Source organism: Plasticicumulans acidivorans (genome assembly GCF_003182095.1).
Lineage (GTDB): Bacteria > Pseudomonadota > Gammaproteobacteria > Competibacterales > Competibacteraceae > Plasticicumulans > Plasticicumulans acidivorans.
In genome coordinates, this window is record NZ_QGTJ01000002.1 from 40,509 (window position 1) to 52,906 (window position 12,398).

Here is a 12,398-nt window from a genome sequence, read left to right on the forward strand (position 1 = left end):
ATCATAGCACAGGGGTTTTTTCACCCTGAGCAATGCGCTTCGCAAGCATCCGGTGCGCGGGTACCATGCGCCCTCCCCCAATCCCGGAGCCGATCGTTCATGACCAGCCGGGCTCTGTACCTGCGCCTGCTTGCCTATGTGCGCCCGCACCGGCGCATGTTTGCCATCTCGCTCGTCGGCACGGTGGTGCTCGCTGCCTGCGAACCCGGTATCGCCGCGCTGCTGCAGCCGTTGCTCGACGGCAGCTTCGTCGACAAGGATCCGCAGATGATCCGCACCATTCCGCTGCTGCTGATCGGGCTGTTCCTGATCCGTGGCAGTGCCGACTTCGTCAGCGAGGTCGCGATGAAATGGGTGGCCACACGTGTGGTCATGGATCTGCGCCAGTCGATGTTCGCGCGCATGCTGGTGCTGCCGACCAGTTACTTCGACCGCAATGCATCAGCCACGCTGCTGTCGAAGATCACCTACGACACCAACCAGGTGACGACCGCCTGCACCGATGCGCTGGTCACGCTGGTCAAGGACGGCCTGACCGTGGTCGGCCTGCTCGGCTGGATGTTCTATCTGAACTGGAAGCTGTCGCTGTTCACGCTGGCGATCGCGCCGGTGGTCGCCGGCATCATGAAGGTGTTCTCCAAGCGCCTGCGCCAGCTCAGCCGCCGCCTGCAGGGCGAGATCGGCGAGCTCAACCGCATCGTCGAGGAGGCGCTGACCGGTCACAAGGTGGTCAAGATCTTCGGCGGCCAGGCCTACGAGGCCAAGCGTTTCGACCGCACCAGCAACTGGGTGCGCCGGCTGCAGATGAAGCTCGCCGCCAGCTCGCAGGCCGCGGTGCCGGGCGTGCAGTTCGTCGGCGTGCTGGCGCTCGCCGCCGTGATCTATTACGCCTCGGTGGAGGCGGCTGAAGGCGACATCACCGTCGGCGGCTTCGTCTCGCTGTTCGGCGCGATGGGCATGCTGTTTGCGCCGATCAAGCGCCTGACCAAAGTCAACGAGCAGTTGCAGCGCGGCCTGGCTGCCGCCGAAAGCATCTTCACGCTGATCGACGCCGAGCCCGAGGCCGACCACGGCAGCCGCCGTCTGGAGCGCGCCCACGGCACGGTGCGCTTCGAGCAGGTGAGCTTCCAGTACGGGCCGGACCTGCCGCAGGTGGTCGAAAGCATCGACCTCGAAGCGCATGCCGGCCAGACCATCGCCCTGGTCGGAGCCTCCGGCAGTGGCAAGACCACGCTGATGGCGCTGCTGCCGCGGCTCTACGAACCCAGCAGCGGGCGCATTCTGATCGACGGCATCGACGCTCAGGAGCTGACGCTGGCCTCCCTGCGCGCCAATATCGCCTACGTCTCGCAGGAAACGGTGCTGTTCAACGACAGCATCGCCGCCAACATCGCCTACGGCTGTGCCGTCCCCCCCAGCCGCGAGGCGATCGAAGCCGCCGCCGAAGCCGCCTACGCGCTGGAATTCATCCGTGAACTGCCGGACGGTTTCGACACTCAGATCGGCGAGCGCGGCCTGCGCCTGTCCGGCGGCCAGCGCCAGCGCCTGGCGATCGCCCGCGCACTGCTGAAAAACGCGCCGATCCTGATCCTCGATGAAGCCACCTCGGCGCTCGACACCCAGAGCGAGCGCATGGTGCAGGCGGCGCTGGAGCGCCTGCGCGCCGGGCGCACCGCCTTCGTCATCGCCCACCGGCTGTCGACGATCGAGAGTGCCGACCGCATCATCGTCATGCGCAAGGGCCGCATCGTCGAGACCGGCGGCCACGACGAACTGCTGCACCAGGGTGGCGTCTACGCCCAGCTGCACCGTCTGCAAGAAGGTGTGCCAACGCCCTGAAAGCCGTCGTCGGCGGGAGCACTTCGGCTAACCTTCCGGGCATGGATGCCTTGCTCACCCCCCGCAGCCGACACTGGCTCATGCGCGTCGCGCACCTCACAAGCCTCGTCACCCTCGCCGGTCTACTCCTGCTGTGGACAGGCGTGCTGGTGCACCTCGACGGCGCCCGCGAACAGGCACGGGCACAAGCGCTGACCAGCACCAGCAACCTCACGATCGCCCTGCGCGAGCACGTGCAGCACTTGATCAAAGAAATCGACAACGTCCTGCTGCTGGTGCGCACACGCCAGATGACCACGGTGGAACCGAGCGGGCCGCTGCTGATTCCCGAAAATCTGCAAGGACGGCTGATACTGCTCGATGCCCGCGGCCGCCAGACCGAAGCCACGACCCTCGATGCCGACACCGCGCAATTCCTGCACGCCGACTTCAGCGCCGCCAGTGGCGAAGACCGCCTGCTGATCAGCCGCCCGCACTTCGACACGCGCTCGGCACGCTGGGTCGTCGGCTTTGCCCGTGCGTTCGGTCAGGACTCAAAGCCCCCCAAGGGTGAAGTCGTGTTCCTGCTCGATACCGCCGTGCTGCAGAGCTTCTATGACCAGCTCGACCTCGGCCACACCGGCACCCTGCTGCTCTGCGACACCCAGGGACGAGTGCTTGCGCGCGGCGCACACGAAAACTACGGGCGCGGCCTCGGCATGGTCCTGGCGCCACTCGTCACCCCCCAGGGCGACAGCGGCACGCTCGACGGACGCAGTCCGATCGATGCGATCGAGCGCCTCGGCAGCTGGCAGCGCCTCGAAGCACAGCCCCTGCTGGTTGCCGTGCAACGCGCCCGCAGCGACGTATTCGCTGGGTATTTTCAGCATCGCCAGCGCCTGCTACTGACCGCCGCGACCGCGAGCGCCGGCCTGCTGCTGATGCTGGTGCTGTTCCTGCACAGCTGCCGGCGGGAATGGCATGAGCTGCTGGCGCTCGAACATGCCCGCAATGAACTGGCCACCGCCGAAGAGCGCTGGCGCCTGGCGCTGGAAAACGCCGGCGACGGCGTCTGGGACTGCCGCCCGGGCAACGGCACCGTGTTCTATTCACCCGAGTGGCGCGAACGTCTCGGCCTGCCGGGCACCGAGTCCCTGCCGATCGATACCGTGCTGGAGCTGCTGCACGCGGACGATCGCGATGCCGTCAAAGCCCGCTTCGACGCACATGTACATGATGAAACACCGCGCTTTCGCAGCGAACACCGCATGCGCATGGCCGATGGCGGCTACCGCTGGGTGCTGAGCCGCGGCGTGGCCGTCGAACGCGACGCCACCGGTTATGCACTGCGTGTGATCGGCACCACGACCGACGTCACCGAAGCCCACGAGCTGCACCAGCAGCTCGAACGCCAGACCGTCGGCCTGCGCCAGATCAACAACCGCCTCGCCGCCAAGGAGCGGGAGCTGACCCGTCTCGCCGCCACCGATCCACTGACCGGCGCCTACAACCGGCGCACCTTCATGCAGCGCGCCGAGCTGGAAGTCGCGCGCGCCCTGCGCCGCAAGATGCCGCTCAGCCTGCTGATGCTCGACCTCGACCACTTCAAGCGCATCAACGACACCTGGACACACGCCGGCGGCGACGCGGTCCTCAAGGCGGTGACGCAGTTGTGCGCGCGGCTGCTGCGCAACCAGGACACCTTCGCACGCATGGGCGGCGAGGAATTCGCCGTGCTGCTGCCGGATACCGGCGCCTTCGAGGGCCGCAGCATCGCCGAGCGCCTGCGCGCCGCGATTCACGAACTGCAGATCACCCATGAGGCCGAAACGATTCCGGTGACCGCGAGTCTCGGCGTGGCCACCCTCAGTGCCTACGACAGTGATGGCGAAGCCCTGCTGCGCCGTGCCGACGTCGCCCTCTACGCCGCCAAACGCAGCGGGCGCGACCGCGTGGTCATGGCCAGCAGCGAAGGCCATACACCGCTGCAGCCCGACGGCTTTGATCCGGTCATCTGAGCGGCGGCAGCGCGGCCACGCGCGCCAGCAGCCAGTCGACCACGGCGCGCAGCCGCGGCGGCTGATGCTGCAGGCCGGGAAACACCACGTACAGCGGCGCCGGCTCGCCGTGCCAGTCATCGAGTGCGGTCTGCAGGCGGCCGCCACGGACATCGGCGGCGACGTCGATCCACGACTTGTAGGCGACACCGCAGCCGGCCAGCGCCCATTCACGTACCGCTGAACCATCATCGCTGGCAAGACCGCCGCGCACCTGCACCGACACCGCGCCCTTCGCTCCGCTGAACTGCCAGTCGGTATACGGACGTGAATCCAGCCGGTAGCACAGGCATTCGTGCTGGGTCAGATCGGCCGGCGTCGTCGGCCGGCCGGCACGCGCCCAGTACTGCGGCGCGGCGCAGACCACCCGGCGGTTGTCGGTCGCCAGTGCACGCGCCACCAGTGCCGAATCCGGCAGCGAACCGTAGCGCACGGCGAGATCGACCGGTTCGGCGTGCAGATCACTCAGCGCATCGCCCAGACGCAGCGTCACGCTCAGGCGCGGATGCTCGCGACGAAATTCGGCGAGCCAGGGCAGCAGGTACTGACGGCCGAAATCGGCCGGGCCGGCAATGCGCAGCTCGCCGGCAATCGTCGAGCGCGTCTGTGCCAGCGCCGCGCGGCCATCCTCGACCGCCGTCAGCGCTCGCCGGGCGTGCTCGTACCAGATTTCACCTTCCGAGGTCAGTCGCAGCTTGCGCGTGGTGCGCTCCACCAGCCGCACACCGAGGGCGGCTTCCAGGCGCTTGAGCGTGGCACTCGCCGTCGCCGGCAGCAGATCGGCGGCACGCGCGGCAGCGGACAGGCTGCCCAGCTCGGCAACGCGCACGAACAGTGCCAGGTCATCGACCGAGAACACACCGCCCCTCCGCGCCGGCCGCCGCCGGATCAGTCCTGCTGGCCGAGTTTCGCTTTGAGGTCGGCAAAGGGGTTGTAGGTCGCCACCGGCCCCTTGGCGCCGGCGATCGCGCCGCCCTTGGCGCGGGCCGCTTCTTCCTGGCGCTGGTGCTCGTTATCGTGACAGAACAGGCACAGCAGCTCCCAGTTGCTGCCATCGGCCGGGTTGTTGTCGTGATTGTGGTCGCGATGGTGCACGGTGAGTTCGCGCAGATTCTGCAGGTTGAATTCGCGGCCGCAGCGCCCACATACCCAGGGGTACAGCTTCAGTGCCTGCTCGCGGTAATCCCGCTCGCGGGCTTCGCGGTTTTGCCGCGCGCTGGCAACCAGCTGATCGAGCTTCGTCGCACTGGCCTGCGGCTTCTTCGGCGGACGGTTCATGAGGTCGACTCCCTGAACGATGAACGGACGGATGGCTGACCTCCTAGCTTCGACCAGCAAAGCTTGCAACGGAAGGCTCTGTCGTTGTCTAAAGTCGCTATTTCACATTGAAGCTCTTGCCATCGACTGATTTCACCGGAGGCTGCCCCATGCTGACACGTCGTCCGAAAATCCGCCGCCTGCGCTGGCTCGGCGCCGCACTGCTCTGCGCCGTGACCTTCACCGCGACCGCCAAAGTGCGCAGCACCCACGCCAGCGAAGCCGTCACCCATCAACAGGTCACCAACGGCAAGGCCCATCCGGCCAAAACCCGCGCCGTCGCCAAACCGGCGCACGTCAGCCCGACCAAGGCCACCAAGGCCACCAAGGCCACCAAGGCCACCAAGGCAAAGGTAACTCACGCCAAGCCGCAGACCGCCAAGGCCCGGCCGGCACACGCCAGGCCCGGCGTCGCCAAAAACGGCAGGGCGCACAGCGCCCCGGGACTGGTCGGTAAGGCCACCGTCTATCACAGCCGCTTCAACGGCCGGCGCACCGCCAGCGGCATCCGCTTCGACCCGCAGGCCATGACCGCAGCGCACCGCACGCTGCCACTCGGCACCTATGTGCGCGTCACCCATCAGGGCACCAGTCGCAGCGTCGTCGTGCAGATCAACGATCGCGGCAGCGGTCACAACGGCCGCGTCATCGACCTCTCGCCGGCCGCTGCCCACCAGCTCGGCTTTCGCACCGGCATGGTGCGGGTGACGGTCGAGCCGATCAGCCACGGCTGAGCGACGCCGGCATCCGCCTACGGCCAGCGTGCGTACAGCCTTTGCACCTCGCCAGGAGATCATCACCATGTTCGGTTTCGGCAAGAAACTCTCCCTGCCCGGCCCCGAAGAGGCCCTGCCCGGCCGCAGCGTCGAGATGCGCGTGCCGGCGCAGCATTTCGTCAACGCCCACCCGCTGCGTCCGCCGTTCCCGGCCGGCCTGCAGATCGCGGTGTTCGGTCTGGGCTGCTTCTGGGGTGCCGAGCGGCGCTTCTGGCAGCAACCGGGGGTGTATTCGACAGCGGTCGGCTACGCCGGCGGCCTGACGCCGAATCCGAGCTACGACGAGGTTTGCAGCGGCCGCACCGGCCACAGCGAAGTCGTGCAGGTGGTTTTCGATCCGGCGCAGATCAGCTACGAAGAGCTGCTCAAGGTGTTCTTCGAAGCCCACGATCCGACTCAGGGCATGCGCCAGGGCAATGATGTCGGCACGCAATACCGCAGTGCGATCTACGCCAGCGACGAGGCTCAGCTCGCCGCCGCGCAGGCGGCCTGCGCGCGCTACCAGCAGGCCTTGAGCGCGGCCGGATTCGGCGTGATCACCACCGAGATCCGCCCGGCGCCGCCGTTCTACTACGCCGAGGAATACCACCAGCAGTATCTGGCGAAGAATCCGCACGGCTACTGCGGTTTGGGCGGCACCGGCGTCGGCTGCCCGAACGGCCTCGCCAGCGCCGGCTGAAAACGCGCGCTCAGCCGCCGAGCGCGCGGCCGACGATGCTGCGGGCGTAGTCGCTCAGCGTCAGCGCCAGCGCCGCTTCATGGCCGCCGGCCGACATCTTCGCCCAGGTCTTGCGCACGATGGCGATGACCTTGTCGTCATCGTGCTGACGGCCGAAGGCATCGAAATCGTGCTGCAGGAATGCCAGGCAGATGGCGTCTTCCAGCGCCTGCACCTCGGCGTCGAGCTTGAGCTTCTCGCGGCGCACCAGCGCCTGCACGCGGGCGATGGTGTCGGCGTCGTAGCCGGCAGCGGCGAGCAGCTCACCGGCGCGCTCGGCATGAAAACGCTTGAGCTGCGCGCGCCACTGCAGATAACCCTCGCGGGTCATCGGAAAATCGCTGCGCGGGCTCTTCCAGCGCTCCAGATGGTGCGCGCGGGCGGCCAGACGCAGCGCCTCGCTGGCCTGCGGGTACAGCCGCACCAGCCAGGTACTGACGCGCTGCCCTTCGAGCAGGGCCTTCGCCTGCGGCCCGCCGTCGTGCTCGACGACATGCGGGTCGGCCGCATTGGCGGCGTCGATCAGTTCGAGGGCGCGGGTGAAGCGGTCATCGGGGCTCATGAGCGGTCAGTCCTGGCGGCAAGGCGGGTACTCAGGCTACCGGCAAAGCCGGTTCAGTAGCCACGTTTGAGATCGACCAGTCCGCTGACCGCCTCCCCGGCTTCGAGGCGCCGGATCTTTTCGGCGATCTGCGCGGCCGAGTCCTCGACCAGCGTCAGTGCGGCGATATGCGGCGTCAGCGTCACCCGCGGATGCGTCCACAGCGGGTGGCCGGCCGGCAGCGGCTCGTCGCGGCAGACATCGAGCACCGCATGGCCGACCTGGCCTTCGGCCAGCGCCGCCAGCAGATCGTCCTCGACCAGATGATCACCGCGCGCGATGTTGATCAGCAGCGCACCGCGACGCAGTGCCGACAGCGTGCGCCGGTTGAGGATACCGCGGGTTTCGGTGGTCAGCGGCAGCAGGCAGATCAGCACGTCGCAGGCCGACAGGAAGCGCTCCAGCTCCGCGGCGCCGGCGAAGGCTTCACCGCCTTCGAGCTCCTTGCGCGTGCGGCTCCAGCCGCGTACCGGAAACCCGAGGTCGCCCAGCGCGGCGGCCACCGTCAGCCCGAGTGCGCCGAGGCCGAGCACGCCGATCGTCGGCCGCCGGCCGAGCGGCAGCGGCCGCCACTCGCCGCGTGCGGCCTGGGCGGCGTAGTCATCGAAACGGCGGTAGCGGCGCAGTACCGCATGCAGCACGTACTCGACCATCTGCAGGGCCATGCCGGCATCTTCGAGGCGGATCAGCGGCACGCCGACCGGCAGCGTGTCCATCGCCAGCACGGCATCGACACCGGCGCCGAGATTGAAGACCGCGCGCAGCTGATTCTGCCTGGCGAACACCGCCGCCGGCGGCTTCCATACCAAGGCGTAATCGCAGGCCGGCAGCTCGGCATCCGCTGCCCAGGCGTGCAACTGGGCCTGCGGCAGGACGGTGGCGAGCGCGGATCGCCAGACGGCGGGCGCGTCGCCCGCGGCGCTGTAGAACAACAGATTCATGCAAGCTCCCGATGGCTGGGTGAAAGGGCTGCCCCGCCCGCAGTGCGCGCGGCGGCGGGCAGGTGCAGCGCCAGCCCCCAGCGTAGCCGGCTTGCGGCCGCCGGTGACAGTGGGCACGCAGCTGTGCGCCGTTGCGGGCTTGCTACACTGCGCGGCTGCCGGAACTCGCATCCGGCCGGAGCACAACGGCATGTCGGTCAAGAAATACCTCAAACAGCTCATCGTCGGTCATGCCCTCGATCCGCTGGCGGCGGATACGCGGCGCCGGACCTCGATGATCGCGCTGATGGCCTGGATCGGGCTGGGCGCCGACGGCCTGTCCTCGACCAGCTACGGTCCGGAGCAGGCGTTCGTCGCCCTCGGCGAACATACCTTCCTCGGTTTTTACCTGGCGCTGGCGACCTTCGCGACGGTGTTCATCATTTCGCTGGCCTACAACCAGGTCATCGAGCTGTTCCCGTCCGGCGGCGGCGGCTACAAGGTGGCCACGCAGCTGCTCAGCCCGCGTGCCGGGCTGGTTTCGGGCTCCGCGCTGCTGGTCGACTATGTGCTGACGGTGGCGATCTCGATCGCCAGCGGCACCGATGCCATGTTCTCGCTGCTGCCGCTGTCCTGGCAGGACTACAAGGTCCATACCGAAGTCGGCCTGCTGCTGCTGCTGCTGACGCTGAACCTGCGCGGCATCAAGGCCTCAGCGCTGCTGCTGCTGCCGATCTTCGCCGGCTTCCTGATCTCCCACACGGTGCTGATCGTCTACGGCATCAATGCCCACGCCGACCAGCTGCCCGACCTGTTCACCGCCACCCTCGCCGAAACCCGCACGCTGACGCAGGAGCTTGGCTGGGTCTTCGTCGCCGCGCTGTTTCTCAAGGCCTATTCGCTCGGCGGCGGCACCTACACCGGTCTGGAGGCGGTTTCCAACAACGTCAACATGCTGGTCGAGCCGCGTGTGCGCAACGGCAAGGCGACGATGGCCTACATGGCGGTGTCGCTGGCCTTCACCGCCGGCGGCATCATCCTGCTCTACCTGCTGTGGGCCAGCGAGCCGGTGGCCGGGCAGACACTCAATGCCGTGGTGTTCCAGTCGATCCTGTCGAGCTGGCACATCGGCGACAGCGTCGCCGAACAGACGGTGCTGTGGCTGGTGCTGGCGCTCGAAGCAGCATTGCTGATGGTCGCCGCCAACACCGGCCTGCTCGGCGGCCCGGCGGTACTCGCCAACATGGCGGTCGATTCCTGGGTTCCCCGCCACTTCCGCTCGCTGTCGACACGGCTGGTGACGCAGAACGGCGTGGTGCTGATGAGCCTGGCGGCGCTGGCGATCCTGCTGTGGTCGGGCGGCGATGTCGGCGTGCTGGTGGTGCTGTACTCGATCAACGTGTTCCTGACCTTCACACTGACGCTCGCCGGACTGGTGCGCTACTGGTGGCGCAACCGCCTCGATGAAGAACACTGGCTGCGCCGCCTGCTGCTCGCCCTCAGCGGCTGCCTGGTGACGAGCTTCATCCTGCTCGTCACCACCGTCGAGAAATTCGCCGAGGGCGGCTGGATGACCGTGCTGATCACCAGCGCCGTGGTCATCGTCTGCCTGCGCGTGCGCGACCACTACGACCGCGCGCGCCGCGAACTGGAACGCCTCGACGCGCAGCTCGCCCCCTCGCTCGGCCCCGAGGACGACAACGAACCGCGCTGCCCGCCACTCGACCGCGATGCCCCCACGGCGGTGTTCCTGATCGGCAAGAACCGCGGCATCGGCATGCACGCCCTGCTGTGGGTGTATCGGATGTTCCCCGGCCACTTCCGCAACTTCATCTTCCTGTCGGTCGGCGAGGTCGACTCGCAGAGCTACAACGGCGAGGGTGCGCTGCGTTCACTGCGCTACCGCATCGAGAATTCGCTGCATTACTTCGTGCGCGTCTGTGCCCGTCGCGGGCTGGCGGCGGAAACCCGTGCCGCCTTCGGTGCCGATCCGCTTGATGAGCTCGAACAGCTGGCCGCGCAGGTGATGAATGACTACCCCAACAGCGTGTGCTTCGCCTCGAAGCTGATCTTCCGCAGCGATGACTGGCTGACGCCCTGGCTGCACAACCAGACGGCGCTGACGATGCAGCGCCGTCTGTTCCTGCGCGACCGGCAGATGGTGATCGTGCCGCTGAAGGTCTGACGCGGCCGGCTAATAATCGATCAGCATCACGCCGGCCATCGCCAGCAGGTAGGCCAGCGGGTAGAAGGCCAGCACCAGGCGATCGATGCGCTGGATGCGCGCCAGGTGGCCGTCGGCCTCCTGGCGGCGCAGGTAGACCGACAGCACCAGCATCAGACCGGTGACGACGAAGGTGCTGATCAGCAGGATGTCCATCAGCGTCAGGTAGCCAAGCCGTGGCAGATCGCCGGAAATGGTGAAGCTGAAGGCGATGAACAACAGCAGGTTGCCGCCGGCGACATCGACGCGCTTGCCGTAGTCGCGCAGGAAGAAGGTCACCCAGGAGACGATGATGATGATCAGGATCGGCAGGAAAATCCGCGATATGTAGTAATTCAGGTGACGTTCGGCAACGAAGCCGAAGTTGTAGCGCGACACCGGCAGCCCGGTGCTGTCGCTGACGCTGTCGATGGCGCTGGTGTGGTGCGTCAGCACCCATTCCTCCTCGCCGAGCGCACCACCGACCTCAGTGAAACCGGGCAGCTCGGTGAAGTGATAGAGCCACTCCGGCCACAGCGCCTCGATGCGCACGAAGAACTTCTGCTGATCGAACGGAAACCGGCGGAAGTCGAAATCCGGCGCCTGCAGTGTCAGCGAGGCACGCTCGAAATAGGTCGCGTGGCCGTCGGGCTGCAGCACCACGACACGCCGCTGCGACCAGCGGTTGCCCTGCTGGTTGGCGAAGATGAACTCCGGCCAGCGCGCGTGCAGGCTCGCCACGTACTGCGCAAAGCTGTCGCCGACGAACACGCGCTGGCGGCAATCGCATTCCTGCGGATTGAAGGCCAGCGCCGGGTCGCTCCAGTCGAGCATCAGGCTGGCGACGATGCCGTAATTTTCGGCGCGCTGGTCGACGCCGGTGATCTGGTGCAGCTTCAGGCCGATCGACACCGCCAGCGGCTCACGCAGCACCGCCGGCCCGCGCGCCGACACGCGCCCCTGCTCGACCTCCGCGGCATTGATGCCGAGGCTCAGGTGATAGGCACCGGCCGCGACGCGGCCGTCGACCGGCTGCGCGCGGATGCGCAGGCGCGGATTGTCGTCACGCGCCCCGAAGGTGTGGTGCAGCACCAGCGCCTGTCCCTTGCCGGTGGCGCTGACGCTGGCCAGCGGTTTGTCACCGAAGTCATACAGCGTCAGCTGCGGCAGCCAGTCACCGTCGGCTTCGAGGCGCACGCTCAGCGTCTCTCCGCGGTTGATGCGCTGCAGCTCATACAGGCGCAGCGCGTGCGCCGGATCGAGCCTGGCATCGAGGCTCTGCACGCGCTCGCTGCCGACGCCGACCGGCTGCAGAAAGCTCAGCTGCGGCGCCGCGCCCTCGGCCATCGCCTCCAGACGGAACCCGCCCACGCTCGGGCGCAGCGGCGTGCTGGCGACCAGCAGCCGGTAGTCACCGTCCGCCGGCGCGGTGAAACGCAGCCGCGCGCCGTAGCCACCGTCACCGGCGTCGTCATTGCTGGCGAGGAAGAACCGCTCGGCGAGCCTGGCAAAGGCTTCCGGGCGATCGCGGCTGTGCACACGCAGCCGTTCGACTTCCGGCAGGTAGTCGTGCAGCAGGGCCGCGGTGTCGACCTCGGGACGCAGCACGCCGATCCAGGGATCGAGGCTGCCGCCGCTCGCCTGCAGCGTCAGCGTCACGCTCTGCCCGGCACGCAGCCCGTCGAGGCGATAGAGCAGGTCGCGCTGCAGCTCCAGCTCCCCGTCCAGTGCCGCAGCCCGCACCGGCGCCGCTGACAGCACCAGCAGCAGCCAGCACACCCACACGCCCAGACCGTACGAGCGCCCACGCGCACCGCACACCGCTTGCCTCATGATCGAGACTCCCTGAACGCGCCACGCCACGCGGCCCCGCGCACTGCCGCCTATCTCGCCATGAAGCGATTGTTTACACCATAGCTCGCCCGGGCCGGCTGCAAAAACCCTGTGCCGGGTGCGGATCTGAGCCTGACCAACTACGGTTAATCTGG

Annotated in this window: 10 protein-coding genes; 5 read left to right on the forward strand and 5 right to left on the reverse strand. The window is 67.7% G+C overall.

Annotated elements, in window-relative coordinates:
- The first annotated feature begins 99 nt into the window (after positions 1-99).
- Both msbA and C7443_RS02770 read left to right on the forward strand, forming a co-directional pair.
- On the forward strand, positions 100-1,839 hold the full coding sequence (gene msbA, locus C7443_RS02765; RefSeq protein ID WP_110017064.1) for a lipid A export permease/ATP-binding protein MsbA: 1,740 nt from the start codon (positions 100-102) through the stop codon (positions 1,837-1,839).
- An 80-nt stretch (positions 1,840-1,919) separates the two neighbouring features.
- On the forward strand, positions 1,920-3,836 hold the full coding sequence (locus C7443_RS02770; RefSeq protein WP_170123464.1) for a diguanylate cyclase: 1,917 nt from the start codon (positions 1,920-1,922) through the stop codon (positions 3,834-3,836).
- Here C7443_RS02770 and C7443_RS02775 read toward each other — a convergent pair.
- Both C7443_RS02775 and C7443_RS02780 read right to left on the reverse strand, forming a co-directional pair.
- A complete protein-coding gene (locus C7443_RS02775; RefSeq protein ID WP_110017066.1) occupies positions 3,829-4,734 on the reverse strand; it encodes a LysR family transcriptional regulator in 906 nt (301 codons plus the stop codon). The genes C7443_RS02770 and C7443_RS02775 overlap by 8 nt on opposite strands.
- A gap of 29 nt (positions 4,735-4,763) precedes the next feature.
- Positions 4,764-5,153, reverse strand: coding sequence for a YajD family HNH nuclease (locus C7443_RS02780; protein WP_110017067.1), 390 nt, complete (start codon positions 5,151-5,153; stop codon positions 4,764-4,766).
- Positions 5,154-5,302: 149 nt separating this feature from the next.
- Here C7443_RS02780 and C7443_RS20335 point away from each other — a divergent pair, with 149 nt between their 5' ends.
- On the forward strand, positions 5,303-5,926 hold the full coding sequence (locus C7443_RS20335) for a septal ring lytic transglycosylase RlpA family protein (protein WP_246004516.1): 624 nt from the start codon (positions 5,303-5,305) through the stop codon (positions 5,924-5,926).
- 61 nt (positions 5,927-5,987) lie between these two features.
- Positions 5,988-6,647 (forward strand): peptide-methionine (S)-S-oxide reductase MsrA, encoded by a 660-nt coding sequence (gene msrA, locus C7443_RS02790; protein ID WP_110017545.1) that lies wholly within the window; start codon positions 5,988-5,990, stop codon positions 6,645-6,647.
- Positions 6,648-6,657: 10 nt separating this feature from the next.
- Here the strand turns inward: msrA and C7443_RS02795 are convergent, their stop codons facing one another.
- Positions 6,658-7,248 (reverse strand): DUF4202 domain-containing protein, encoded by a 591-nt coding sequence (locus C7443_RS02795; protein ID WP_110017068.1) that lies wholly within the window; start codon positions 7,246-7,248, stop codon positions 6,658-6,660.
- Between the two features lie 53 nt (positions 7,249-7,301).
- Positions 7,302-8,228, reverse strand: coding sequence for a 2-hydroxyacid dehydrogenase (locus C7443_RS02800; protein WP_110017069.1), 927 nt, complete (start codon positions 8,226-8,228; stop codon positions 7,302-7,304).
- 190 nt (positions 8,229-8,418) lie between these two features.
- On the opposite strand from C7443_RS02800, the gene C7443_RS02805 reads away from it, so the two are divergent.
- Positions 8,419-10,392, forward strand: a complete 1,974-nt coding sequence (locus tag C7443_RS02805; RefSeq protein ID WP_110017070.1) for an APC family permease — start codon at positions 8,419-8,421, stop codon at positions 10,390-10,392.
- Positions 10,393-10,401: 9 nt separating this feature from the next.
- Here C7443_RS02805 and C7443_RS02810 read toward each other — a convergent pair whose 3' ends face one another.
- The gene (locus tag C7443_RS02810; protein WP_146213219.1) at positions 10,402-12,243 is read right to left on the reverse strand and encodes a ligand-gated ion channel; all 1,842 of its coding nucleotides are present in this window, start codon (positions 12,241-12,243) and stop codon (positions 10,402-10,404) included.
- Between the last annotated feature and the right edge of the window lie 155 nt (positions 12,244-12,398).

Bases quoted from the DNA above. Each gene is read 5' to 3' on its own strand.
- C7443_RS02805 (WP_110017070.1), top strand. From the start codon at position 8,419: ATGTCGGTCAAGAAATACCTCAAACAGCTCATCGTCGGTCATGCCCTC.
- C7443_RS02795 (WP_110017068.1), bottom strand. From the start codon at position 7,248: ATGAGCCCCGATGACCGCTTCACCCGCGCCCTCGAACTGATCGACGCC.
- C7443_RS02800 (WP_110017069.1), bottom strand. From the start codon at position 8,228: ATGAATCTGTTGTTCTACAGCGCCGCGGGCGACGCGCCCGCCGTCTGG.
- C7443_RS02810 (WP_146213219.1), bottom strand. From the start codon at position 12,243: ATGAGGCAAGCGGTGTGCGGTGCGCGTGGGCGCTCGTACGGTCTGGGC.
- C7443_RS02770 (WP_170123464.1), top strand. From the start codon at position 1,920: ATGCGCGTCGCGCACCTCACAAGCCTCGTCACCCTCGCCGGTCTACTC.
- C7443_RS02780 (WP_110017067.1), bottom strand. From the start codon at position 5,153: ATGAACCGTCCGCCGAAGAAGCCGCAGGCCAGTGCGACGAAGCTCGAT.
- C7443_RS20335 (WP_246004516.1), top strand. From the start codon at position 5,303: ATGCTGACACGTCGTCCGAAAATCCGCCGCCTGCGCTGGCTCGGCGCC.
- msbA (WP_110017064.1), top strand. From the start codon at position 100: ATGACCAGCCGGGCTCTGTACCTGCGCCTGCTTGCCTATGTGCGCCCG.